The following is a 26,102-nucleotide window of genomic DNA, read 5'->3' as shown; positions in this document are numbered from 1 at the left end:
AAAGTTAGGTGGAAGTATACCGTTTTCTCTATATTGGCACAGTAGGCAGTGCTTAGTGAATATTCACTTAAGCAGACTTCCCTTCACGGATTGCCAAATCCAGTGCTGTCAAACGCTCGGGGGTTCCTACATCAACCCAAATACCTGTCAACTTTGAGGCAGCAACTTCATTATTCAACATCGCAGCCTTTAATAAAGGCGCCAGAGGACGCTTTCCAGCTTCCAGGCCTGCAAACATTTTCGGATCAAGTACGGATATACCGCTAAACGTCAGTTTTTCACCTTCGACTTTCTGATCAAAAGTATAGGCTTTCCCACCTGCAAGCGTAAAATCACCTTCAGGATGTTGTTCTGGATTCTCGACCAAAACCAGATGTGCCAGATTTTCACCCAGCTCAACATCCAGTAAAGGTGCAAAGTCCATACTGGTCCAGACATCACCATTTAATAAAATAAAAGGTTCATCACCGAGTAACGGCAAGGCATTGATAATACCACCAGCAGTTTCCAGACCTTCAACTTCATGTGACCAAAGGATGTGCACGCCGAATTGCGAACCATCACCCAAAGCTTCTGCAAGTTTCTCACCCAGCCAGGCCGTATTGATCACAATTTCAGTAACACCGATTGCCGCCAGTTTTTCTAGATGCCAGACGATAAGTGGTTTGCCACCGACTTCAAGCAAGGGTTTCGGGGTATGCAAAGTTAAGGGGCGCATACGATTGCCAAGGCCTGCGGCCAAAATCATCGCTTTCATTTAGGCAGCCACCTCATATGAGCCATATTTGGCTTCAAAAGCCGGCATCACTCGGTCACGGATAAACTGCATGAATGGCTGAAGTTCAGTATAAGCTTTTGATTCTTCGAGCAGATACCACATTACACGTGGTAAATCCTTGAGATAACCTGACTTGCCATCACGTTCAAACAGACGCACAAAAATACCTAAAATCTTGATATGACGCTGAATCGCCATCATGTCGGCATCTTTTTTAAACTGTTCAAAGTCACGCTCTTCTTTAGCAGATGCTGGCAACAAGTCATAAAAGTTTTTGAACCAGCGATACACACGGTCGGCATTCCACTGCACATAGGCATCACGGGTAATCGAAATCAGGTCATAAGTATCCGCACCAATCACGGCATCCTGAAAATCAATCACACCGAGTTCGGTTTCATTTTCGATTTTCATCAAATTCCGGCTATGAAAATCACGATGCACAATGACCTGAGGTTGTGCCAAAGCAGCATTGGCCAGAATTGCAAAGGTACGCTTGATCAAGGCTGATTCTGCCTCTGTGGGCTGTACCTTTAAAGCCGGCAGCATCCAGTCGGTCAGCAACTCCATTTCCGAGATCAGCTTTTCATAAGAATAGGCGGGGAATTGCCCTTCTCCCGGAATGGATTGCAGCTGAATCAGCTGTTTAAAGCTTTGCTCATAATAGGCATCTACAGTCTCATCATTCAGCAGATTAGACAGCAGGACATCACCAAAGTCTTCCAGAAGTAAAAAACCATTCTTCAAATCTTTTGCGACGATATGCGGAACACGCACGCCATGAGCATCAAAAAATTCATCAATCGTCACAAAAGGCACACAATCTTCTTTTTCTGGTGGTGCATCCATCAACATAAATGTTTTATTATTCAGCTTGATTCGTGCATAACGACGAAAGCTGGCATCACCTGCTAAAAAATGAGTTTCAAATTGATCTGAACCGAGTACAGAGGCAATCCAAGATTGTATCAATTGTTCGCGTTGTGTATTCATTTGCAATTAATTCTAATACAGGCTGAGTTTTTAAAGTGCTAAGTGTAGCTACTTATCAACTTTTTCTCTATGATGCGACAATAATTAATTGCGATAAAAGCATGATTGGTTAATGAGACAAATGAAGCATCACTTTAAAATAAATCCTCTAGCGACTGCGATCTTAACCCTTTTATGTGGCAGCTCAGCCTCCAGCTTTGCTGCATCAAATGTCTCGTCCGATGTAAATGCAGAACAGCTTAAACAGCGCATTAATGAGACCTATCCAGGCGAAGCATTCTTCTCGCAATATTATGTCGACAAATCCTCTGCTGAAGCACAGCAACGTCAGGGAAAATATTTAAGCTCTGCCTACTGTAAAGGTGCCTGGGTCACTCCGATTGCCCCCGATGCAGAAACCGTTGCGCCAGATCAGGCTACCTCAACCATTAGCGCCGATTATGGATATTATGATCCGACGGGTGATTCTTTCCTGCAAGGAAATGTGGTAATTGACCAGCAAGGCCGTCAAATCCGTGCAGAGCGAGTCACCATCGATCAGAGCCAGACCTATGCCAAGGCAGAAGGTAATGTGCAACTTGCGCAAGGTGGATTAATCTCGCAAAGTGACGATATAAATTATAATTTAAAAACCCAGCAGGGTGATTTATATAACAGTTTCTACATTGCAGAACAGCAGCATGCTCACGGTCGTGCTGAAAAAATTGCCAAGACCTCAGACAATACTCTTGAGCTGGAAAATGCTACTTACTCCACCTGCCCGCCTGATCAGAAACCTACCTGGAAAATTCAGGCAGAAAAGATCAAGCTTAATCAGGAAACCGGACGTGGTGAGACCAAAAACACCAAGCTTTATGTTAAAGATGTTCCAGTATTAGCAGTTCCTTACTTTAATTTCCCGATTGATGATCGCCGTACTACCGGTATTCTGACACCGATTTTTGGCTTTACCAATGATGGTGGTTTTGAACTTGGTGTTCCTGTTTATCTGAATTTAGCGCCACAATATGATGCGACAATCACGCCGCGCTATATTGGAGACCGTGGTTTAATGCTGGAGGGCGAGTTCCGCTATCTGACTGAAGATTATGGATTAGGACGGATCTGGGGTGGCTATTTACCTTCAGATAGAAGCTATGACAATAGAGACCGTAAAGACTTACACTTTTTGCATGCCTGGCAAATCAACGAGCAGTTTTCCACCAATCTGGAATATAACTACGCGTCAGATAAAGATTTCTTTGCCGATCTGGATAACAACCCGAACTCAAAAAGTGATTTAAACCTGCGCCGTGCCTGGGAAGTCAATTATAGAAATGGTATTCCCGGCCTAAAAGCACAATTTAAAGTTGAAGATTTCCAGACCCTTGATCCCTCTGTTCCAGATGAAGATCGTCCTTATGCACGTTTACCTCAGCTTTTAGTGCATTATAAAACTGGTAATCCATTGGGATTACAGTATGAATTTAAAAATGACACGGCTTATTTCCAAAAAGACCTGAAAAATTTTGTTGATACGGGTTCAAATGACGAAAAGGTATATCAACCAAGTGGTACGCGGATTTATAACGACTTTTCTGTAAGTTACAACCATTTTACCCCTTGGTCTTTTTTCATCCCTAAAGCATCATTACGTAACATCAATACCTTCTATGATGAAAAAACCCAAAACCGTAGCGCATCTAGTGAAAACAGCTCAATTGTAGTTCCACAGTTCACTCTGGATACCGGCTTGATCTTTGAGAAAGAAGGAACTTATCTACAAACCCTGACGCCTCGCCTTTTCTATGCCTATTCGCCATATGAAAACCAGCAGAATCAACCTAACTTTGATTCCGTAGTAGCTTCGATCAATTACGACCAGTTATTTAGTGCACGCCGTTTTTATGGTAATGACCGTTTGGAAGACAATAATTTTGCCTCCCTCGGTCTCAGCTATAGCTTATTCAATGAAGAGGGGCTGGAGCGTTTACGTGCCAGTATCGGACAGAGTTTCTTTTTTGAAGACCGCCGGGTAACACTGGAAAGCGATGCAGATGAATTTGATCGTGAAAGTCATACCGGACCAGTGATCCAGCTCACCAGCCAGCTCTCCAATAATGTGTATATAAATCTAAACTCAAGCTGGATGTCAAATGGTGATAATGCTGAACGCGATTTGCAGGTCTATTACACGGGTGATCAAGGCAACCTGTACAACTTAGGCTATTTCTACCGCAAAAATATTCCAGACCGTCAGGAACGCTATGATCAGATCGTTGGCTCATTTATCCAGCCGATTGCCAACAACTGGCGTCTAGTTGGACATGCCCAGTTTGATCTCAACAATAGTGTCGCACGTGAATATTTACTTGGCGTAAACTATGAGTCATGCTGCTGGGGAGTATCTGTTTATGGCCGCTCATATTACAATGACTTAGATGATGTTAATGATTCAAACGTCAAGCCTAAACGAGCTATTTTGGCCGAAGTCAGCCTGAAAGGCTTAGGTGGGTTAAGCAGTAAACTCGCCTCATTACTAGAAAATCGTATTCTAGGTTTTAACAATATCAATCAAATTTGGACAGAACGTTAATGAAGACAAAACAGTTAAAACAAATTTTTAAAGCAACCGCTCTTGCGCTATGCCTTTCTTCAGCGATGACGACATTTGCTGTTGCCCAACCTAAAGATGAAGTTGTAGCTGTAGTCGACAATAGTGTTATTCTGCGTAGTGACCTAGCTCAAGGTGTAGCCGAAATTTCACATCAGCTGCAAAAACAGAAAAAGACAGTTCCACCACAACAATATCTTGAACAGCAAGCCCTAGAACAACTCATTATTCGCCAAGCACAGCTTGAGCAAGTAAAACGCTATAACATTCGTCCAGATGAAAAAGCCTTAAATGAAGCAGTTCTGAAAGTTGCCCGTAATGCTGGTTCACCAACTCTGGAAGCCTTCCAGCAAAAACTGGATGCTATGGGACCAAATACCTATGCTTCTTTACGTAATCGTATTGCTGAAGATCTGGCGCTAAACCGTTTACGTCAACAAATTGTGACTTCACGGATTCAAATTACAGATCAAGATGTTAAAAACTTCCTGAATACACCACAAGGTCAGGCTTTGCTCGGCAACCAGGTGCATGTGCTGCATATGCGTATAAGCGGTGCAAATGCTGAACAGATTGCGAATCAGGTAAAGCAAGAATTAAATAACAGCAATGATATTCAGGCAATCAGCAAAAAATACAGCAAGAGTGGCATTAAAGTCGAAGCTGCTGACATGGGGGTAAGAAACCTGTCAGAAATTCCGGCTGAACTGGCTGCTCGTGTGACCACCCTGCAACCGGGTCAGACTTCTGAACTGATTCCTGTTGCCGATGGAGTACATGTCCTAAAACTTCTGGAACGTAAAGGTGGTGAACAGAAAGCTCTTGTTACTCAGTATTTGACGCGGCATATTTTGATTCAACCTTCTGAAGTGGTAAGTCCAGAAAATGCCAAACAGATGATTGATAGTCTGTATAACCGCCTGAAACAAGGTGAGGATTTTACTGTTCTAGCTTCAACATTCTCTACTGATCCTGGCTCGGCACGTGATGGTGGAAGCTTGGGTTGGGTCAGCCCAGGAGTAATGGTGCCTGAATTTGAACAGCAAATGAAAAGCACCCCAGTAGGTCAGTTTAGCAAACCGTTTCAATCCCAGTTTGGATGGCATATTCTTCAAGTGAGTGAAACACGTCAACAAGATATGACACAGGAATATCAGGAACGTATGGCCCGCCAATTATTAGGTGAACGTCAATTTGATGCGGAGCTGGACAGCTGGTTACGTGAAATACGTAATAACGCTTATGTTGAAATTAAAGACCCACAACTCGATCCTAAACGTAACCGTTAAGCTCCTTGAGCTACTAATAAAAAGCCAGCAATATATTGCTGGCTTTTTAATTCAACTTTTCGAAACATGCACATATAAAAAAACCTCTCCAGGAGAGGTTTTTTTATTTTTCAGACTTGATTAACGATTGTTTTCATCTTCTGACGAGTCGTCAAATTTAGTATCGTTATCAAAACCAGCGCCTTGACCGGCACCGAAGCCACCTTGACCACCGAAGCCACCTTGACCACCGAAGCCAGCGCCTTGACCGCCACCGAAGCCACCTTGACCACCGAAGCCAGCACCCTGACCGCCACCAAAGCCACCTGCAGCACCTTGACCGCCAAAACCAGCACCTTGTGGACCAGCAGGCGCACCAGCAGGACGTGGATTACGTGCAGGTACTACAGTTGAAATTGCATGCTTATAAACCATTTGGCTTACTGTGTTTTTTAATAAAACCACGTATTGGTCAAAAGATTCGATATGACCTTGTAATTTAATACCGTTTACCAAGAAGATAGATACTGGGATACGTTCCTTACGGAGAGAATTCAAGAATGGATCTTGCAAAGTTTGACCTTTAGACATGTTATAACTCCAAAAAATTAAAAATCAGCGCAAAAACTATCTCTATTTTTCAATTAAAAATTATAAAAAAGATAGTCTCTAAATTTTGCTTTATCCGTGACAGTTTCGCAAGTCTTCTTGAGCCTGCTGTAGCGTAAAATATGTTGTAAATTTATGCTTTTCTTGCAAAGACCTTAACCACGTATATTGACGTTTTGCAAGTTGTCGTGTGGCAAATAAAGCCTTATCCTCCATTTCCTGTTGCTTTTGCTTGGTTTTATCGCCATTTTTTAAAAATTCTATGGCTTGTCGATAACCCACTGAACGCATGGAAGGTAAATTTTCATTAAAATCGTATTTTTCAATTAAGTTTGCAACTTCATTTAAAAAACCGCTTTCCCACATAATTTCCAGACGTTGTTGAATACGCCCGTGTAATTCTAACCGATCAGGCATAAGGGCATAATTATGGAAACTGTAACGATATGGTAAGTTTTTAGGTTGTTCTGCCTGTAGTTTTGTAATCGGCTCTCCCGTCAATTTAAAAACTTCCAGAGCACGAATAATGCGCTGTTTGTCACTGACCTTAAATTTTTCACCGGCAATCGGATCGACTGCACATAATTCTGCATAAACCGCTTCCCAACCTTCCTGCTCACCTTTCGCCTCAATCTCTGCCCGTATAGCATAATCTGCACTGGGTAGATTATCTGACAGACCTTCGAGCAAAGCTTTAAAATACAGCATGGTTCCGCCGACCAGAATCGGAGTCTTACCACGGGCATGAATATCATCAATTAAACGACTAGCATCTTCAACAAAGTTGGCCGCAGAATACACTTCAAGTGGACTGATAATATCAATCAGGTGATGCGGATAACGCGCCAATTCCTCTTTAGAAGGCTTGGCAGTACCAATGTCCATTTCCCGATAAACCAGCGCAGAATCGACCGAAATCAGCTCAAAACTCCCTTGCTCATATAGCTCACATGCCAAAGCAGTTTTGCCACTTGCAGTTGGCCCCATTAAATTGATGACCGGCAATTGATTGGACATGTAAAACTACTCTCCTCGAGCAAAAAGTTTATCTAGTTGAGCCAATGGAAAGGCGCGCCAGGTTGGACGGCCATGATTACATTGACTGGCAAATTCGGTTTGTTCCATCTGCCGTAATAAAGCATTCATTTCCGACAAACTCAGGATACGATGTGCTCGCACTGCACCATGACAGGCCATGCCTGCCAGAATCTGGTCACGTTTCTGCAATAGACTTTGTGCCTGATCACCCGGATCTAAATCATTCAATAATTCAGGAATCAGAGCATCAAAATCGGCCTTGTGTAGAATAGCTGGCACACCACGTACAATGACTTGCTCATCACCATACTGGTCAATTTCCAGACCCAAACGTGCTAGTTGCTCCTTAAGTTCTTCTACCCGCATCGCCTGCATCCGGCTAATGTTTACGACCTTTGGAATCAGCAGTTGCTGTGACGTCCAGAATTCAGGTTTATCCCAGGCTGATTTCATCTGCTGCAAAACGATACGCTCATGCGCCGCATGCATATCGACAATAATCAGACCTTCGGTATTTTGCGCCAGAATGTAGATACCATGTAACTGGGCAATGGCAATACCCAATGGATGCTCATCCACTTTGGCCTTTACATGTGTCTGAAAAGACTGCTCAGGACTGAATACTTCAGTTTCCGACCTTTCTCTCAGCGGAGCTAAATAATTTTGCAAGGCATTATTCAGCTGCTGTGAACCCGAATAAGATTTACGGTAATCTGGGGAATAATGCACCGTTTGTGGACCTGAAGATGCAAAATCGGTCAGTACATCTGAAGTTTCATTTTCACTTAAGGCAGATGTCGTTCTCACCACCTGCGGCTGAGAACGCGCAGTCTGATGCAGACTGAACTGTTCCTGATAACGTGGTTGCGGGGCCGTCAAGCCAGGCTGCTGATCCTGTTTCATTGCTTCGGCCAGATCCGCAGTTGCGGTCTGGAATTGTGCCAGCGTTTCTTTGGCATAATGCCGCACAAACTCATGTACTTCACGCTGATTCAGGAAGCGAATTTCATGCTTGGTCGGATGGACGTTCACATCCAAATTTTCTGGATCAACTTCTAAAAACAGTAAATAAGCCGCATGCTGATGCCCATGCAAGATGCCGTCATAGGCCATCCGCAAGGCATGAGAAATGGTTTTGTCTTTGACAATCCGGCCATTCACATAGACATACTGCAAATCAGCCTGTGCACGTGCATCTGAAGGATGGCCAAGCCAGCCAGACAAACGCATGTTGATACTGTCTGCATCTATCCAGTAGGCATTTTCAGTAAACTGGCGGCCAAGCAATTGCTGTACCCGTTGAAAACGCAAAGCGCCGCTATCCGCCACGGGTAAATTCAGCTTGATGCTTTCATTATGTTCCAGCACAAACCGGATATCAAAATGCGTTAACGCCATACGGCGCACAATTTCTTCGATATGACCAAATTCAGTGCCCGGTTTTTTCAGGAATTTACGCCGTGCAGGCACATTGAAAAACAAATCCTGAACCCGGATATGTGTCCCTTTCGAAGCTGCGACCGCTTGAATTTCCTGATGATCAAAAGCCGTGCCATTGACTTCGACCTGATAACCGATGCCCTCGTCATTTTGACTGCTGATCATGGTCAGGCGAGAAACTGCAGCAATCGACGCCAGTGCTTCGCCACGAAAGCCCAGACTGCTAATCGCATACAGCTCGTCAGCGCTCTGGATCTTGCTGGTAGCATGGCGCATCACGGCCAAAGCTAGATCTTCGGAATGAATTCCGCGTCCATTGTCGATGATTTCAATTAAAGTACTACCACCCTGTTCGACCCGAATGATCAGTTCCGTCGCACCCGCATCAATCGAGTTTTCCAGTAATTCCTTGACCACAGAAGCCGGACGTTCAATGACCTCACCTGCGGCAATCTGGTTGGCAAGTGCAGGATCAAGGGCACGAATACGGCGCAGACTTAAATCATTCGACATGTGAGAATTGGCGCTCCAGAGCTTCTCGTAAGGCAAGATTCGATGAAATCAGACTTGCAGTACGGGTGAGCTCATCTTCAGATTTTAAAATTTCAATAATCAGGTCAGCTTGCGGAATTTCATCGCCACCTTTGGACGGCCATTCAAATAAAAATAGCGCATTCGGTGTTTCCAGATAATCCCGGATGCCCATCAATTCCAGCTCATACGGGTCATTCAGACGATACAAGTCAAAATGAAAAATATCCTGACCATTGATTTGATAGGGTTCGACCAATGTATAAGTTGGACTTTTCACTGAACCTTTATGACCCAGCTGTTGCAAATAATAACGCGTTAACGTCGTTTTTCCTGCCCCCAGGTCACCAATCAGATACACGACTCCCGCAGGGAAATTTTCCGCCAGAACCTTGGCCAGTTTTTGGGTATCGTCTTCATGATTTAAAGTGACACTAAATGAATAAGGCATATTACTCACGACATGATGCAAAAGAATAAATATGATAGCATCGCCACGCTTTAAAAGCCTATTCACCCGTGTGAGAAACTGTATTTTTTCACAGCATCTGTTCCTTAAGAGGTTAATCTGCCTGCCATGCAACCGACTGTTGAATTTAACCCGCCCATGCTGAATGGAGTCAGTGCCAGTAAAGTGTTTTTGCCAGCCAGTCCGGATGCGCCCCTGACAGTTTTTGCTTATTTATGCACGCAATTTGCGCATATTACAGCAGATGAATGGCGGTCCCGTTTCAACGAGGGACTGGTCTATAATGCCCAAGGCAATCAATTAACAACAGAAAGTCCATTTCAAGCCAATAGCCACTGTTTCTATTACCGCTTTTTGGCACATGAAGTGCATGTTCCTTTTCAACATCAGATTTTATTTGAAAATGAGCATTTCATGGTGGTCGATAAACCGCATTTTTTGACCATGAGCCCGACCGGACAATATGTGCAGGAAACGCTACTGGTTCGTCTTAAAAAGCAAACCGGCAATGAGCATTTAACGCCCATTCACCGGCTGGACCGTGAAACGGCAGGTGTGGTCCTGATTTCCAAATGTGTGGAATCACGTGGCCTGTACCAGCAGTTATTTGCTACACGGCAGGTGCAAAAAACCTATCATGCAATTGCGGCGTATAACCATAGTTTAAAATTCCCATTGGTCACACGTTTGAGAATGCAAAAAGGTCAGCCTTTTTATACCATGCACGTGCTAGACGGAACGCCAAATAGCGAGACAGCGATTGATCTGCTGGAACACAACACAGAATGGGCCAAATATGAGTTGAAACCGCATACTGGCAAGCAGCATCAATTACGGGTGCACTTGAATCATCTGGGTATTCCGATCCGTCATGATCCCTTTTATCCACAGGTAGTGCACAAGGCGGAAGATGATTTTTCTGCACCTTTAAGTTTATTGGCTAAACATATTCAATTTATCGATCCGATCACGCAAAAAAGCCTAAATTTCAGCTCGCAACTTGAATTGACACTGTAAATCGCTTGTCATTACAGATTATTTTCTAAAATCGGTCGCTTTAAGATTGAATTTCAAACATAATTGATTAGAATAAAGGCGAAAAGTTAAGTAATTTAAAGCTTTAAAAATATTATGAGAAAAACTGAAGTTTATCAAATTCGCTTGGACTCGCAAGAGAAGAAACAAGCCTTTGCAGTATTTAAGCAATTGGGGATTACGCCAGCTCAGGCTGTGCGTCTTTTTTTCAAGCAGGTGGTGATTACCAAATCGATCCCCTTCTCGATTGAAAACCAGAATATCAATCTGGAACAGCTGATCCGACTACGTAAGCTGAAACAAAACGAAGCTAAAACCGAGCAAAATGCGCTTTCCAGTTCTGCCATGAATCTACTGGATGATCAGGAGATTGCATTGGATGACGATCATCTTGATTTATTTGAAGAACTGAATGCCATTTTGGGTGAAAGCGACAAAATTTAACATTGTTGCATTTTCGAACAATTTCCAAAGCCTGCCACTCATAAACTTCGCTATGCTTGATGCTGATAATCAATAAAAATTAGCATGGAGTATGCAATGCTTGTACGACGCGCCCAGTCAGCAGACCTGAATCAGCTGGCGATATTATTTGATGAATATCGACAGTTTTATGGTACGTCTTCCAATCCTGAACTCTCTTACCAATTTCTAAAACAACGTTTTGAAGATGGGCAGACTGTCATTTTCATCAATACCAAAGATGATACATTTACCGGCTTTATTATCCTGTATCTGGGTTTTTCTTCGGTAGCCTGCTCGACTTATTATATTCTGGATGATGTGTATATCACGCCGGTTTTTCGGCGTCAGGGTGCAGCCAGACAACTGATTGATACCGCGATTTTATTTGCCAAACATGAACAGGCCTTAAGAATCACGCTAGAAACCCAAAAAAACAATTATCAATCGCACAAATTATATGAATCCATGGGATTTATTAGAGACGATGAGTTTCAAACCCATCACTGTTTCCTAAAATAAGCCTTATTTTTTAATCCAATTTCAAGAGAATAAAAAAATTATTATTCAGAGCGAAATTTGGCTTGTGCCACCTGTTCCGTATTTAAATACAGCCACTCTCCTTCAGCTAGGTCTGGTAAAGCCAAAGCACCAATCTGTGCACGGTGCAGCTGCTCAACTTTGTTACCTACTGCTACCAGCATACGCTTCACCTGATGATAGACCCCTTGATGAATGGTTATTTGCAGACGATTTTCAGCCAATCGTGTCACTTCAGTAGCTGCAAAAATGCCTTTTTCATTTCTCAATTCGACACCTTGTTCTAGTTGCTGAATCTGTTCATCCGTGACTGGATCCGCAGTTTGCATCTGATAGACCTTGGCCACATGCTTTTTGGGATGAGTTAAGGCTTGCAGGAACTGTCCATCATCAGTCAGCAATAACAGCCCGGTGGTATCCTGATCCAGACGGCCTACACACTGAATCCCCCGATTCAGCAGAATGTCATCAAACAGGTCAAACACACTAAAATGATGGGTCGCCTGATGCGAACACTCATAACCTTGTGGCTTGTTTAAGGCAATATAGACTTTTTCCCGATAGGTATAGCTTTTACCATAAACCTCGAAATTCAAGTTATTTAAATCCAGTTTATGTTTGGGATTGTCAATCACTTCATCTTGAATTGAAACAGCACCATTTTTAATCAGTTGCTGACAATGCTTACGAGAGCCGAAACCTTGTGACTGCAACATTTTTTCCAATAGCATCTGTTTATACCTGTATCGAGTGAAGACCTGTGCATTCTATCCTGAATCAGTCATGAATTTGGTTTCTTCCTCTGTTTTCTAGGTATCACGTGTTGAAAAGCTCTACAATAGCTTTATTTTTCACTCTATCTCTCCTACTTATGTCGCAACTTGATCTAAATCTGATTGTTCTTCTGGTATTACTGGCTTGCGGTATTTTCAGCCATAATAGTGCAGTCACCATTGCTGCAGCGGTGTTAATCGTTTTAAAAATCACGCCTCTCAGCAGTTTATTGCCCTATGTACAGGCACATGGTTTAAATATCGGCATTATTATTCTGACCATTGGTGTTCTGACACCAATTGCCAGTGGCAAAATTTCTGGAGAAAGTATTTTAAAATCTTTCCTGAGCTGGAAGTCTTTACTGGCCATCGCAATTGGGGTCTTTGTCGCCTGGTTGGGCGGACGTGGGGTGAAACTGATGTCAAGTCAGCCAGATGTGGTGGCCGGACTCTTGTTAGGCACAGTAGCAGGTGTAGCAGTATTACGCGGTGTTCCGGTTGGCCCTTTAATTGCGGCTGGAATTTTATCGGTATTTATTGGGACGCGATAATACATCGGGTTTGAAAAATGAGATTAAAAAATCAAATAATTTTAAAAGGCTGCCTATGCGTTTTATCTGCTAACGCCAAAGATCCACGACGACCTCCATGTCGCCCGGCATCAAACTGTATCTCAAATTTTAATTGACAGAAAAATAGATATCTCACTGCAAGGTTATCCAATTCAGCTCAACCTTATTCTAGAAGATAGGACCAACTTTCTATCATTTTTTAATTTAGCAAGTAGACTGAAATATTCAGGCTTATTCCACAAACAGCAAGGCTAAACGCACTTGGTCATAAGCCATTTTAGGTGTAGTGAGTTCCACAATCGGACGCAGCTTAATAGAACCATCATCATTAAAATGTTCCGAGTTTTGACGCTTGGTCAGGCGTTTATAAATCTTGCGAACCTGTTCCACCACTTCTTCACCCGGATGGGCAACTGAAATATCCAGCCCCTGCTCTTTATGCAAACGGCCTAAATGGTTAATGATGGTTGCCGGAGTCAAACCACGTTCAGTTGCAATATCAGCAATCTCATAACCTTCTTCAAACAGTTCCCGCGTTTCATCCAATGTTGCAGTAGCATAGCTTTGTTTACCACCATTTTTGGCAATTTTCTTCTCATTGCGCTGGATTTCAACTTCGTTCAGTGTTCCACCACAATGCCGGATAAAGGCATTATGCTGTACAGTCAGATCCACATTGTCAAAATTCGCTTCGGCTTCATCAGAGAGTTCCTGAAAACGGCGATCCGCCTTAATAGCCAGAGTATCGAGCTCTAAAGCCTGCTCATTAAAACCTTTTAAACGTAAGCCATTCAAGCTTTTTAACCGCGATAGCGCTACGTACCCCTGACCCTTTTCAAAAGTATGGCTCAGGTCAATCTCGGCAGCTTCCAGAGTCATTCCTTGGGATTTATGAATGGTAATCGCCCAGGCCAGACGTAATGGAATCTGCTGGAAACTGGCAATGGTTTTACCTGCTTCATTGTCGACTGACCAGGTTTCAGGCTCCACGATTAATGTAGTTCCATCCGTCAGTTTGACTTTCGGTAGCACACCATATTCATCATCTTCTTCAAAGCCAATGACTTCACCCAGACTGCCGTTGATATAGCCCATATCGAAGTTGTTTTTCACAAACATGACTTTGGCATGTTTCTTCAGGGTTAAAGACTCTGGTGCACGCACTGAAGATTTTAAAGTCTCGATCAGCTTGTCATTGCCATCACACTGCGCATCAAACTGGCGCGGATCATTGTCAATTTCATTCAGATGTTTGAAGTTAATACTGTCCACATCCATATTATGGGTATAAAGCCGTGTATAGGTTTCGCCAATATCCTGCTGGCGTGTGGCCTGAAGCGCTGTACGATGTTCATGATTAATTGCCTGTGCACGAATGGCATTTAGAATATCATTCAGATAATCATTGCCCTGACGATGCTGCTCGGTCAGATAACAGACACGAAACTTGGCTTCCACCCAGGCATCCGACATAAAGCAGAATTTGTCACGGTTGCGTTCATCATTTTTACCAACGGGCGGCAACTGGAAAAAGTCGCCTGCAACAATCACCTGAATCCCACCAAAAGCCTCATCACTTTCCTTGAAATATTTCAGTACCTGATTGACCAGATTAAGCTGCTTGGCATGCAGCATGGAAATTTCATCAATGATCAAAACTTGTGCGTTTTCTAGATGTTCTTTCAGGTATTTACGTTCCTTCATGCGCTTTAAGTCTTCTTCAGACAAAAAGTCCTTAATTCCAATTCCCGCCCAGGTATGAATGGTCATACCATTCATGTGCGTTGCTGCAATCCCGGTCGATGCGGTAATCGCGACCGACACCTTACGGGCCTTCAGATAATTGATATATTGATTAAGTGTATAAGTTTTTCCTGCACCCGCAGAACCGGTTAAAAATACATTTTCGCCTGCTTTTAAGAGCTTAAGTGCAGTTTCCTGTTTCATAAAAGACATACCGTAAAAGAACGGCTATAGCCTAACGAGTTTTAGCGGAAAAGTTAAGCTTCATGGACATAAAAGGACTGAATCTGGTCAAGCCTGCAGGTTTAGCCAGTTAATAAAATGCTGGGCAATATTGCAGTATTCAGCTTCTGCTTTTTGATTGTTCGGATATTCCAGCTGATCAAAAATCACCTGCCCATTGACCAGACGGCAGCCCAGCATCAGCGGTAAGCGTACAGCAGGATGAGACATACGAAAGGCTAGATACTGGCCTTCCACTATTTGTTGGGCGTAACTTGCTGCCAGGCAGTTGCGGAAAATTTTGGTTTCTTCAATAATCCGGTCCAATGTTTTCAGCTCTTCAAAACGCCAGTTGAAATATAACAAGAAAGGGACCTGTGTCCGTGTTTTCCAATGAGCCAAAGCAAATTCTTTTTTCAGCTTGGCAATAATTTCCTGCTTCTGAATCTGATCATGCCAGGCAACCGCCTGACTAAACAAACTGCTCCAGCTCAGGTTTTTTGGTATGTGTTTATGATTGGAAAAATAGTCAACCAAATAGTCGCGCACATAACTGTCAAATACCGACTCTCGCATATGCCCGCCGTGCATATAAAACAGCTGCCTGAATTCAGTAAAGGTAATCTGGTAGCGCCGCAAAACAGTATAAAAGTCACGATTCTGCTGGCTTTGAGGCTGAATATACGCCAAAACTTCATCCGGAAGATGCGCGGTGATCCTATATAGATGCTGCATATACGCCTGCATCACCCGGCTCAAATTCAAGTAAACTTTCTTAGTCAGCTGATCATCCATTTTCGCCATATTGCGCAGCAACTCCATCCATTCATCCAGATACAGAATCGAGGGGCTAATCGCAATTCGTTGATCATCAAATGATTGGCGTGTGCCTTTCAATACAAATGACTGATTATGCTCACTCTGAAACCATTCATGCTGGATCGCATATTCATGTATGCTATGAATAAACAGACGTGCCGAAACATATTGAAAATATTGCAAGGTCGCCAGAATAATCTGTGGATGAATATGGTGACTATCTACAAAACTTAAGGCTGTCACCGCCACCCGCACACTGCTATGCTGGATATTGTTACTGATCCAGTCCAGCACTTCATCAGATTGCTTGAATAGCCAATTTACCGCTCGCTGACAGTCAAACAGTGGCAATCGAGCCACCTTTTTTTGCCATAAATAAGAATGATTTTCAAAGAAATTCCGTTTAGATAACAAATCATCCCGATGCCAGACCTCGCGGTTCATCAAACGGACAAAACCGAGCAGGTTGCTCTGCTCCTGTGCATGCCGATACAGCATGCAGATATCATCAGTGTGATCAATCAGTTCCTGCAGGTTAAAACGCTCTTCAAAAGACAATGACATAATCCGGAATGTTACCGAAGGCAAAAATTGCGTAGCACTAAAACAGAATTCATCCAGACTATCCATCAATGACTGGATGGACAGAAATTCATCTTGCTGCAGATATTGCAAAGAAAAAGCCTGTTGCAAGCTTTCAAGGATTTGCTGTGGAATTTCATTCCCATGCTGCACAAAGTTTTGCATGACAGGTATTGTGTATAGTCCCGCCTTGATCAGCTGCTGGTCGATAATCTCAGCCTGAACAGCCGACATCTGCTGCAGAAATGCGAATACCCGTTCTGGGCCATTGAGCCCTGCATACACCTGAGCAAAAATGAGCTGGCGTAACTGCTTGGCTTTGTCGCGCAAATATAGTGAATGCTGGGGTTTTAAATCTCCAGTCAGGAAATAGATATCCTGTAGAAAGAATTCCTCCAGTGCTTCCGCCTTGCTTTTATGGAAATAAAACTGACGTTCCACCAAAGTAGACACGGCTCCTGAGTCTAATGCGGGCGGAGTATGAAACTGGATATAAAACCATCCATCCAGCAATTCAATCCGATGCTGATCCTGCTGAATTTTTAATAAATTTTGTGCATTCAGCTGACCAATCATCGCCATCTGGTCAAGATAAAGCTGTTTTAGCTCTGGAGAAATCCGCAAACATTGTTGTGCTAGTAAACTTAAAGGCGCTATCAAGCCATTCTGTTCCATACGCGCCTCGTCATCTTAGGATCATCTTATTTTTATATTGGATCATGCTGACTCCTTGATTGCCAATCAGGGCCCACCTAAAGATACATTATGGCATCACTTGCACTATAAAACAGTCATGGATTTTCATTGCTGAAAAATAATACGCAATGGTAGACCAACAGTCCAGATTTAATAGAAAACGCCTTTTATTGGCCTTGTTGCCGCAGCACGCTAAGTTCGGCCAGACCGGTATAAATGTGGTGTTGAAGACTCTGTCGAAATGCGATCAGCTCTTCCTGAGTATGCACCTGAGCCATCGATTGTCTTGGCATAAACTGAAAATAAAATGGCAGACGTTTGGGAAACAGTCGCTTGGGCAAAGAAGGAATTACATCGCCTTGACGTAGTAATTTTTTGAGTTGTGGTACCTTTAGGAGTGTCTGGAAATATTTGTGCTGGACAATCTTATTGGCATCAAAGCCAATCTCATAGACTTCGTCCCCACCGAGCGCTGCAAACGGGACAATATCATAATTAAACTCTTGAGCCAGTTTTAAAAATCCGTAACGTTGCTTCCAGATCAACTGATACTGCTCGCCTTTTCGTTTTAAAACTTCACGACCCCCACCCGGAAAGACCAGAATGGAATAGCCCTGCTGCATCGCAGTACGCACATAATGTTGTGTCCCATCAATAGCACCAAATTTTTTCACAGCTTCACGCCACAAGGGCACATAAAAATGGCTATGATCAGCAATGCTGACCACAGCCACTTTATGTTCGTTATAGAGATAATCAATCAGCATCGGAGAATCGAAGATTCCGTACATGGAATGATTACCGACATACATTGCAGGTCGACTGGCATCAATATATTCGGCCCCTAAAAAAGTAGGGGTAAAATAAAGTTTGGATAAGGCACTTAAGCGTCTAATCCACTGCCCGTCATGTTTGACCTGCAAAATATGCTCCTGGCTTATGCAACGTGTTTTTGTACCAGAATTGAGCCGACTGAATAGCCTGCACCAAATGAACAAAGTACGCCATATTCGCCATCTTCAACTTCATTTGCAGTACGGTGCAAGGCAATGATTACACCTGCTGAAGAGGTATTCGCGAACTCGTTCAGAATAATCGGTACCAGACCAGGTTTGGCATTCTCCTTACCCACCACCAGCTTCAGAATCAGTTCATTCATGCTGGCATTGGCCTGGTGCAACCAGAAACGTTTCACCTCTGTTGGCGCAATATGATTTTTCTCAAGCTGAGTAGTAATCATTTTTGCAACCAGTGGGCAGACTTCTTTAAATACCTTGCGACCATCCTGACGGAAACGCTTGTCATCAATATCGGCATTTTCAGACGTATTCAGAAAACCGAAGTTATTGCGGATATTATTGGAGAACTGGGTAAATAATGAAATATCCAGAATTTCAAAACCGGTCTTGGTTTCGGTATCTTCAATAATGGAGGCAGTTGCAACATCCCCAAAAATGAAGTGACAGTCACGTGAACGGAAATCGGTATGTGCAGAAGTAATTTCTACATTCACAAGCAACACACGGCGTGCACCTGCTTTGATCGCATCATAAGCCTGTTTCAGACCAAATGTAGCTGCAGAACAGGCCACATTCATGTCATAGGCATAGCCTTTGATTCCTAAAGCAGTTTGAATCTCAATCGCCACAGCCGGATAAGCACGTTGCAAATTCGAGCATGACAGAATCACGATATCAATATCTTCGGCAGTCACACCGGCATTTTCCATCGCCTGCTTGGCGGCAATTACACCCCACTCTGCTTGCAGTGAAATTTCGTCATCTGCACGTTCACGTAAGTTTGGACGTAAGCGTTTTGGATCAAGAATACCTGATTTTTCTACAACATAACGGCGCTGAACACCAGACGCTTTTTCAATAAACTCTGCACTAGAACCACGACGCGCTTCAATTTCGCCTGCAGCGATTTTGTCAGCATTTTCGTGATTAAACAGTTCCACATAAGCATTTAAACTTTCAACTAATTCTTCATTGGTGATGACGTGTTCCGGATGGAATAAGCCCGTACCCGTAATGCGGATGCCCATGTAAAACTCCTTCTCTGAATTACCTATATCTTAACTGATTCCAAGACGATCCCATACTTTTTGCAAGCGAGTTGGAGACACGGGTGCTTTTGTTTTCATCGGTTGTGAAAACAATGAGATTCTTAACTCCTCGACCATGAAATACAATTCTTTCAGACGAGGGTCATCTTTAAACTGAAATAATTTTTCCATCCATTGATCAATTTGGTCAATGGCGGAATTGTCCCTTTGTAGATTATTGGGCAAGCGCTCCAAACGCAAGATCAAAGCTTTTAAATAACGTGGAAATTCAATCCAGACATCAGAAGGTTTACGATAAACAAAATCAGAAAGGCTCATTAAATCAAGCTGATCTTCAATATCATTGATATTTTTTTTAAACACCGAATGATCTAAAACCAGCAATTTCCGGCGGATTTCCTGCCACTGGATATAAATATCCGTGATCTCTTTCAGGGCGACCTGCCCATGACTTAAGAAAGATTTTTTTACATCTTCTACCAGCTTTTGGAACTCTTGCGCATTGACAGGAAGCTCATTTATGGACATTTGCAGTGTGGCATAAACTAACATTTGTTCCAGTTGTGCCTTGTCACCGAGTGGTGAATAAGCCAGCGCCAGAGGTTTGGAAATCTGTTTTTTCAACTGGCGGGTCAAGTCTCCGAGTTGCATATGTACCAGTCGGATCACTCCTTCACGATGTTTTTTGACCGCTTCAGCCTGATCATTAAAAGTCTGAATCACTACACCCGATTCATCTTTCTGCTCCAAGTCAGCAAAAGCTTTGGCCGGAACCAACGCCTGATACTGCTTGACCACAACACCGGTGACTTTTTGCGAGGCTTCAAATACAAAGCTTTCCGGGAAAGTTGTAAATTCACCTTTAAGCTGTTTGACCGGACTATGCGTTTCAGTCCGGCAGCGCGCTTTCAGCTCAGCAAGATCACGGCCCTGCTCAATGACACGACCTTTTTCATCAGTCACTTTAATAAAAGGCAACAGATATTGGTCTACCCGGTCAAAGCTGAAATCTTTCTCCGTGATTTGTTCGCCTCGCAGCTGGAAGGCCAAGAAACTAAAAATATGTTTCTGTAAATCCTGCGCATCTACTTTTGCCATGAGTTTTCGTGCAGTATCCGGAATTGGCACCAGATTACGGCGCTTGTCTTTTGGCAAAGACTTTAGTAATGCTTCAATCAGCTCCAGACGCCAGCCGGGAATCCCCCATGACCAGATCCCTTCATCGACCTGTGCCAAGGCTTGCAGTGGAATTTTAACTGTCGCACCATCCTCATCATGACTCGGGTCAAAACGATAGGTTGCAGCCAGACGCAGGCTACCATTCTGCAAATAGTCCGGGAATTGCTGTGTCGTCGGCCGGTCATTTAGCCACAGCGAATCGTCATCAACAAATAAATAACGCGGATTCTGAGGCTCAACCGTGGCACGCCAGTCTTCAAAAGTACGACGGCTGGCCACTTCAGGCGGCACTTTAGACGCATAGAATTGGTAAATGGTTTCTTCATCTACGACCAGGTCACGACGGCGTAGCTTGTCTTCAACCCGTTCAACTTCTTCCAGTTTCAGCAAGTTATGTTTTAAAAATGGTGGAGTAATGCCTAAATGCCCAGTGGTTAAAGCATCCCGCAAGAAGATTTCATGCGCTGCTGCCTGATCGACTTTTTCATAATTGATCGGGCGCTTTGGCTCAATGATCAGACCGAACAGGGAAATCTGGTCATAGGCATTCACTACACCAGCTTTTTTCGACCAGTGCGGTTCAAAATAATGATGCTTGAGCAGGTCACGTGCGGCCAGCAGAATCCATTCCGGTTCAATCTTGGCAAGGGTACGTAAATACACCTGGGAAGTCTCGACCATTTCAAAGGCCATCACCCACGGCGTATTGGTCTTGTGTAAGGTAGAAGCCGGGAAAATCCGTGCTTTTTGCTGACGTACTGCCATAAAGACATTACGCTCATCGGTCTTGTTGGCGATAAATGATAATAGGCCGGTCAACAAGGCACGGTGCAGATTTTCATAACTGGCTTTCTTTTCATTAAATGACAGTTTTAAGCCCTTAGCCAAATCCACCAACTGCTCATGAGTTTTCTTCCATTCACGCAGACGCAACCAGCTCAGGAAATGATTTCGTGCAAAAGTACGGCGCTTATTTTCACTCATGCTGTCGCGGTTATTATGCAGCGTCTCCCAGAGTTTGATATAGAACAGGAAATCAGAATCGGCTTCACGGAATAATGCATGCTTCTGATCCGCCTGCATCTGCTTGTCTGCCGGACGCTCACGCGGGTCCTGAACTGCAAGTGCTGCCACAATGACCAACACTTCATTCAACGCCCCAAAATGTGCACCACCAAGAATCATACGGGCCAGACGTGGATCGATCGGCATTTTCGCCATTTGTTGACCGATCTTGGTTAAGCCACTGCTTTGAAGTCTCCCTTTCTCAAAGGGAGATTTAGAGGGATTTGCTTGATCATCTTCAGTTTTAGGAGAATTTTTCTCAGCCATTGCACCCAGTTCAATCAGGAGCTTGCGGCCATCATTTACCAGACGATGATCTGGTGGCTCAATGAAGTCGAAGTCTTCGAGTGAACCCAACCCCAGACTTTGCATCTGCAAAATTACAGATGCCAGGTTAGTTCGCTTGATTTCCGGTTCGGTAAACTCTGGACGGCTCAGGAAGTCTTCCTCAGAATACAGACGAATACAGACACCCGGTGCAATACGGCCACAGCGGCCTTTACGCTGATTGGCTGCTGCCTGAGAAATGGCTTCAATCGGCAGGCGCTGCACCCGTGAACGATAGTTATAACGCGAAATACGGGCAAAACCGCTATCAATCACATACCGGATATTCGGAACGGTTAAAGCCGTTTCTGCCACGTTGGTGGCAATAATAATACGTCGCCCGCCCCCAGAAGGATTAAAGATTTTCTGCTGTTCGGCCAGCGCCAGACGCGCATATAAAGTTAATACTTCAGTATGGCGTGGCCCGTGTTTGATCAGGGTTTCCTGTAACTCACGAATTTCCTGCTCCGTACTGGCAAAAATCAGGATATCGGCGTGTTCAGGATGGCCTTTTTCCTGTGCATCCTGAAAGCATTCTTCGACTGCTTTGACCACAGCGCGAGGCAGATTTTCTTCAAAGTCATCAAACTCGTCATCATCACTACCGCCAATGCTCATTTCCGAGATCGGGCGATAACGCAGCTCAACCGGGAAGCTGCGGCCTTCCACTTCAAAAATTGGCGCACCATTAAAGTAACTGCTAAAACGGTTTACATCCAGGGTTGCTGAAGTAATGATAACTTTCAGATCAGGGCGACGCGGTAACAGCTGCTTCAGATAGCCCATAATGAAGTCGATATTCAACGAACGTTCATGCGCTTCATCAATAATAATCGTGTCATATTTGGTCAGGTAGCGGTCATGCGTCAGTTCGGCCAGTAAAATACCGTCTGTCATCAAACGCACAATTGAATCTTGCGAACCCTGTTCTGTAAAACGAACTTTAAAAGAGATTGATTCACCAAGTTTTTCACCGACTTCTTCAGCAATACGCTGTGATACGCTGCGTGCTGCCAGTCGGCGCGGTTGGGTATGCCCAATCATTCCAGTCAGGCCACGTCCAGCCAGCATGGCAATTTGCGGTAACTGGGTGGTTTTACCAGAACCGGTTTCACCAGCTACAATAATGACCTGATGCTTTTGAATCGCGGTAATCAGCTTGTCAGCATACTGGGTTACCGGCAAATCCTGATTCAGCTTGATGTTTGGAATATGCTCAAGCCGTTGCCGTACTTTCAGATTGGATTTTTCAAATAATTCCTGATACTGCTTGGCATTTGCGTCTTTCCCCTTTTTCAGTCGATTTAAACGGTGACGGTCACGCGCCATTACCCATTGATCTACATTTAAATGACTCTGCACAGAGAAAACACCCACATCAAAAAACTGGAAAGGTTTATTTTACTTGGTTCATCAGATTTCAGATAGTCGTAGTTCTGTTAAGTACCGGGTAATTTAACGTTACTCGTTTAATTTCACTCATTTCAGCGCAATAAATCTGGCAGCATGATCATCTCCCTGAGATCTGTCTACATGATTAGGTTTAAGTATGAATCCGATTTTACGATTGATATTTAAATTAATTTCCGGAAAACATGCTTTTTTTCTGATTGACCCTTGAATTTTTTGGTTTCAACATCATGTTTGCTAGAGTGAGGAAAAAGAGATAATTTTGTCATCAGGCCATCATTTTGATGCTGCTAAGTGAACAAAGTTATTTTGCTAAGGCGGAGCATTTTTACTTAATTCGGTTTTTCCGATATTTATAATGTAAAAATACCATTTTAGCATTCACCAGAATTTCGATACTCTTATTCAAAATCAAAGACTACCTCAATCATGGAGACAATGATGAGCTTAATTAATACTGAAGTTAAACCATTTAAAGCAACTGCATTCCAAAACGGCAAATTCATTGAAGTTACAGAAGCTGACCTGAAAGGCAAATGGTCTGTTGTATTCTTCTATCCAGCTGACTTCACTTTCGTTTGCCCAACTGAACTAGGTGACCTTGCTGACAACTACGCTGAATTCCAAAAACTAGGCGTTGAAATCTACTCAGTTTCTACTGACACACATTTCACTCACAAAGCTTGGCACGATTCTTCAGAAGAAATCAAAAAAATCCAGTACGTAATGGTTGGTGATGCTAACTGGACGCTTGCTAAAAACTTTGACGTATTAATCGAAGCTGATGGCCTTGCTGATCGCGGTACTTTTGTCATCGATCCAGAAGGTAAAATCCAAATCGTTGAAATCAACGCTGGTGGTATCGGCCGTGATGCTCAAGAACTTCTTCGTAAAGTTAAAGCAGCTCAATACGTACATGCTCACCCAGGTGAAGTTTGCCCAGCTAAATGGAAAGAAGGCGATGCAACTCTTGCTCCTTCAATCGACCTAGTAGGTAAAATCTAATTTTAATTAGATTGAAGTGATTCAAAAAAACCACGCTCTTTAGCGTGGTTTTTTATGGTTTAAACTTTTATGTCAGCGCAATACGGGATTTTATTAGGACTTTAAAAATTTCCGTCCATCTTTTTCTTTTTTAATTATTTAAAAATTCAGGCATATCTTTTGCTTCTCTTTCTCATAATCCTTACCCATTCTTACAATTCAGCTATACATCTCTAGCACCACATAGCATAAGTTCGAATGACAAGATAAGAAATATTCAGTGGAGGAACGCATATGCAAAAACTGCTTACCGTGATTTCTTGGAAATACAATCCTTCAAGTCGCCACCTGAAAATTGTATATAGTAATGGCCATACCGAGCTATATCACCCCGTACCTGAATTTATTTATGACAACCTGTTAAGACGCCAAGACAAAGCCGCATTCGTAGAAAAATATCTCGAATACAATTTGCATTTTAATAAAATTTGCATGGATTAAAACAAATCCGTTTTAACGGAATTCCACCATCAGCAAACCTGCGCCTATGGGTACTGTCATCATAATAAAACGTGGGTCTTGCTGAATTAAGGTGATAAATTCTTTCACTTCTGCTGCATGCGAAATAACATTATCGACTACCAGCAAACCGCCTTTGATCTTGAGCAACCGGCTTAAATGTGGCCAGTAACTGACATACGCATCTCGTTCGGCATCCAGTAAAATAAAATCAAATCCTTCTAGCATTGCTTCTAGATAAACTTGAGCATCTCCCACTTTAAAATCGATCACATCTGCCAGATCAATTTCTGTCGCATATTGCTTGGCCTGATCAACCCGTTCTGCATCAAGTTCAAGAGTTGTAATCTTGGCTTGAGTCTGGCGTGCAGCTTTAGCCAGCCATAAGGTTGAATAACCGGTAGACGTACCAATTTCCAATATCTTTTTGGATTGTTGCGCACGAATCAGCATAGATAAAAATTGGCCAGATTCGGGCTCTATATTGCGATATCGGTGTAGTCGATCATTCTGCTTCAGATCATGCATATGAAATTTTTCATATAATTCCTGCATGAATTTTTCAAATTTATCTGGATTCATTATCTCTCTTCCCTGAGTCTTGCTAGCTTAAAGTGCCTGAATCAATTTAAAACGTTCCACTTCCCGGTCATCGTTCGTGGTAATGGTTTCAGTGAACATCGTTAAAGGGCGTACCCAAATCGAATAATCCCCATAGAGACATTGATATACCACCAGTTTTTCTTCAGTTTCACTATGGTTCGCCACATGAAACACTTGATAAAGCTGACCCTTGTAATGCTGATAAATACCGCGTTGTAATTCCATCACTAAATCCTCCTCAATACATTCTAAATATTAACCTAAAATAGCAAACATAACGGCAAACTACTTGAAAATTCCCATTTAATCCATATATAGGAAATTGAAATTGATAGTGAATTTCTTAAGCTATCCAAAAAATCGATTGATTATATAAAAACAACCTGTTTTACCTATTCAATCGATTGTCCTATCATGGCTGTATCAAATAAACATTTACTCCTCTGGAGGCGTTAGCAATGTTAGACCAAAATACTTCTGCCCAACTTAAAACCTTACTTGAGCGCCTTGAAGGCCCGATTGAACTGGTCGCTACCCTGGATGGCTCTGACAAGTCAGACAAGATCAAGGAACTGGTCGAAGAGATTGCGGCACTTTCTGATCAGGTGACTGCCCGCTTTGATGGGACCAATAAACGTCTGCCAAGTTTCGGTATTGCCAAGGCCGGTGAACAGCCACGCGTGTTCTTTGCAGGCTTGCCGATGGGACATGAGTTTACTTCCCTGATTCTGGCATTGCTGCAAACTTCCGGTTATGCACCCAAAGTCTCTGATGAAGTGCTGGA

The 26,102-nt window shown here is 43.1% G+C and carries 22 protein-coding genes and 1 pseudogene; 9 read left to right on the top strand and 14 right to left on the bottom strand.

The features are described 5' to 3' along the window. Nucleotides 1-67 precede the first annotated feature (67 nt). The gene (gene murU / locus H9629_RS04130) at nucleotides 68-757 is read right to left on the bottom strand and encodes an N-acetylmuramate alpha-1-phosphate uridylyltransferase MurU (protein WP_191730581.1); all 690 of its coding nucleotides are present in this window, start codon (nucleotides 755-757) and stop codon (nucleotides 68-70) included. Next, nucleotides 758-1,771, bottom strand: coding sequence for an aminoglycoside phosphotransferase family protein (locus H9629_RS04125; protein WP_064096582.1), 1,014 nt, complete (start codon nucleotides 1,769-1,771; stop codon nucleotides 758-760). It lies immediately after the preceding gene. A gap of 121 nt (nucleotides 1,772-1,892) precedes the next feature. On the opposite strand from H9629_RS04125, the gene H9629_RS04120 reads away from it, so the two are divergent. Both H9629_RS04120 and H9629_RS04115 read left to right on the top strand, forming a co-directional pair. Further along, entirely contained in the window at nucleotides 1,893-4,346 is a 2,454-nt protein-coding gene (locus H9629_RS04120; protein ID WP_064096583.1) for an LPS-assembly protein LptD, read from the top strand. After that, nucleotides 4,346-5,653 carry a peptidylprolyl isomerase gene (locus tag H9629_RS04115; RefSeq protein WP_191730580.1) on the top strand — a complete coding sequence of 436 codons (1,308 nt, stop codon included), beginning with the start codon at nucleotides 4,346-4,348 and terminating at the stop codon, nucleotides 5,651-5,653. The genes H9629_RS04120 and H9629_RS04115 overlap by 1 nt, the downstream gene beginning before the upstream one ends. 120 nt (nucleotides 5,654-5,773) lie before the next feature. Here the strand turns inward: H9629_RS04115 and hfq are convergent, their stop codons facing one another. From hfq to tsaE, 4 genes are all read right to left on the bottom strand, one after another. Then, nucleotides 5,774-6,223 carry an RNA chaperone Hfq gene (hfq, locus tag H9629_RS04110; protein WP_191730579.1) on the bottom strand — a complete coding sequence of 150 codons (450 nt, stop codon included), beginning with the start codon at nucleotides 6,221-6,223 and terminating at the stop codon, nucleotides 5,774-5,776. Nucleotides 6,224-6,313: 90 nt separating this feature from the next. Beyond that, nucleotides 6,314-7,258 (bottom strand): tRNA (adenosine(37)-N6)-dimethylallyltransferase MiaA, encoded by a 945-nt coding sequence (miaA, locus tag H9629_RS04105; RefSeq protein ID WP_064096586.1) that lies wholly within the window; start codon nucleotides 7,256-7,258, stop codon nucleotides 6,314-6,316. A gap of 6 nt (nucleotides 7,259-7,264) precedes the next feature. Beyond that, nucleotides 7,265-9,232 carry a DNA mismatch repair endonuclease MutL gene (mutL, locus tag H9629_RS04100; RefSeq protein WP_191730578.1) on the bottom strand — a complete coding sequence of 656 codons (1,968 nt, stop codon included), beginning with the start codon at nucleotides 9,230-9,232 and terminating at the stop codon, nucleotides 7,265-7,267. Then, complete coding sequence (gene tsaE, locus H9629_RS04095) at nucleotides 9,222-9,701, bottom strand: tRNA (adenosine(37)-N6)-threonylcarbamoyltransferase complex ATPase subunit type 1 TsaE (protein ID WP_064096588.1); 480 nt, start codon at nucleotides 9,699-9,701, stop codon at nucleotides 9,222-9,224. The genes mutL and tsaE overlap by 11 nt, the downstream gene beginning before the upstream one ends. Nucleotides 9,702-9,827: 126 nt before the next feature. Between tsaE and H9629_RS04090 the strand changes: the two genes are divergently transcribed. From H9629_RS04090 to H9629_RS04080, 3 genes are all read left to right on the top strand, one after another. Beyond that, nucleotides 9,828-10,736 (top strand): pseudouridine synthase, encoded by a 909-nt coding sequence (locus H9629_RS04090; RefSeq protein WP_064096589.1) that lies wholly within the window; start codon nucleotides 9,828-9,830, stop codon nucleotides 10,734-10,736. Nucleotides 10,737-10,850: 114 nt separating this feature from the next. Beyond that, nucleotides 10,851-11,198, top strand: a complete 348-nt coding sequence (locus H9629_RS04085; protein WP_064096590.1) for a type II toxin-antitoxin system RelB/DinJ family antitoxin — start codon at nucleotides 10,851-10,853, stop codon at nucleotides 11,196-11,198. Between the two features lie 96 nt (nucleotides 11,199-11,294). Then, on the top strand, nucleotides 11,295-11,738 hold the full coding sequence (locus H9629_RS04080) for a GNAT family N-acetyltransferase (protein WP_064096591.1): 444 nt from the start codon (nucleotides 11,295-11,297) through the stop codon (nucleotides 11,736-11,738). 41 nt (nucleotides 11,739-11,779) lie between these two features. Here H9629_RS04080 and H9629_RS04075 read toward each other — a convergent pair whose 3' ends face one another. Next, on the bottom strand, nucleotides 11,780-12,487 hold the full coding sequence (locus H9629_RS04075; protein WP_191730577.1) for a pseudouridine synthase: 708 nt from the start codon (nucleotides 12,485-12,487) through the stop codon (nucleotides 11,780-11,782). 140 nt (nucleotides 12,488-12,627) lie between these two features. Between H9629_RS04075 and H9629_RS04070 the strand changes: the two genes are divergently transcribed. Continuing rightward, entirely contained in the window at nucleotides 12,628-13,080 is a 453-nt protein-coding gene (locus H9629_RS04070; protein WP_064096593.1) for a DUF441 domain-containing protein, read from the top strand. Nucleotides 13,081-13,332: 252 nt separating this feature from the next. Here the strand turns inward: H9629_RS04070 and H9629_RS04065 are convergent, their stop codons facing one another. From H9629_RS04065 to hrpA, 5 genes are all read right to left on the bottom strand, one after another. Beyond that, nucleotides 13,333-15,048 carry an AAA family ATPase gene (locus H9629_RS04065; RefSeq protein ID WP_064096594.1) on the bottom strand — a complete coding sequence of 572 codons (1,716 nt, stop codon included), beginning with the start codon at nucleotides 15,046-15,048 and terminating at the stop codon, nucleotides 13,333-13,335. Between the two features lie 87 nt (nucleotides 15,049-15,135). Continuing rightward, nucleotides 15,136-17,142 (bottom strand): hypothetical protein, encoded by a 2,007-nt coding sequence (locus H9629_RS04060; protein WP_191730576.1) that lies wholly within the window; start codon nucleotides 17,140-17,142, stop codon nucleotides 15,136-15,138. Nucleotides 17,143-17,330: 188 nt separating this feature from the next. Continuing rightward, a complete protein-coding gene (locus H9629_RS04055; RefSeq protein ID WP_064096596.1) occupies nucleotides 17,331-18,086 on the bottom strand; it encodes a 1-acyl-sn-glycerol-3-phosphate acyltransferase in 756 nt (251 codons plus the stop codon). A 14-nt stretch (nucleotides 18,087-18,100) separates the two neighbouring features. Then, on the bottom strand, nucleotides 18,101-19,210 hold the full coding sequence (locus tag H9629_RS04050) for a beta-ketoacyl-ACP synthase III (protein WP_064096597.1): 1,110 nt from the start codon (nucleotides 19,208-19,210) through the stop codon (nucleotides 18,101-18,103). Between the two features lie 30 nt (nucleotides 19,211-19,240). Further along, nucleotides 19,241-23,164, bottom strand: coding sequence for an ATP-dependent RNA helicase HrpA (gene hrpA / locus H9629_RS04045; protein WP_191730575.1), 3,924 nt, complete (start codon nucleotides 23,162-23,164; stop codon nucleotides 19,241-19,243). A 489-nt stretch (nucleotides 23,165-23,653) separates the two neighbouring features. Between hrpA and ahpC the strand changes: the two genes are divergently transcribed. Together ahpC and H9629_RS04035 are read left to right on the top strand one after the other, a co-directional pair. Next, a complete protein-coding gene (gene ahpC / locus H9629_RS04040) occupies nucleotides 23,654-24,217 on the top strand; it encodes an alkyl hydroperoxide reductase subunit C (RefSeq protein WP_004278916.1) in 564 nt (187 codons plus the stop codon). A 273-nt stretch (nucleotides 24,218-24,490) separates the two neighbouring features. Continuing rightward, nucleotides 24,491-24,697 carry a KTSC domain-containing protein gene (locus H9629_RS04035; RefSeq protein ID WP_004278917.1) on the top strand — a complete coding sequence of 69 codons (207 nt, stop codon included), beginning with the start codon at nucleotides 24,491-24,493 and terminating at the stop codon, nucleotides 24,695-24,697. Nucleotides 24,698-24,709: 12 nt separating this feature from the next. Here the strand turns inward: H9629_RS04035 and H9629_RS04030 are convergent, their stop codons facing one another. Continuing rightward, a complete protein-coding gene (locus tag H9629_RS04030) occupies nucleotides 24,710-25,300 on the bottom strand; it encodes an O-methyltransferase (protein ID WP_155858365.1) in 591 nt (196 codons plus the stop codon). 24 nt (nucleotides 25,301-25,324) lie between these two features. Then, the gene (locus H9629_RS04025; RefSeq protein WP_064102750.1) at nucleotides 25,325-25,543 is read right to left on the bottom strand and encodes a DUF1653 domain-containing protein; all 219 of its coding nucleotides are present in this window, start codon (nucleotides 25,541-25,543) and stop codon (nucleotides 25,325-25,327) included. A gap of 233 nt (nucleotides 25,544-25,776) precedes the next feature. Here H9629_RS04025 and H9629_RS04020 point away from each other — a divergent pair. Further along, a pseudogene (locus H9629_RS04020) lies at nucleotides 25,777-26,102 on the top strand (alkyl hydroperoxide reductase subunit F); the annotation flags it as partial.

The organism is Acinetobacter pecorum, assembly GCF_014837015.1.
Lineage (GTDB): Bacteria > Pseudomonadota > Gammaproteobacteria > Pseudomonadales > Moraxellaceae > Acinetobacter > Acinetobacter pecorum.
The sequence above is the reverse complement of the archived record's forward strand: the minus strand, read 5'-3'. Positions and strand labels throughout refer to the sequence as shown.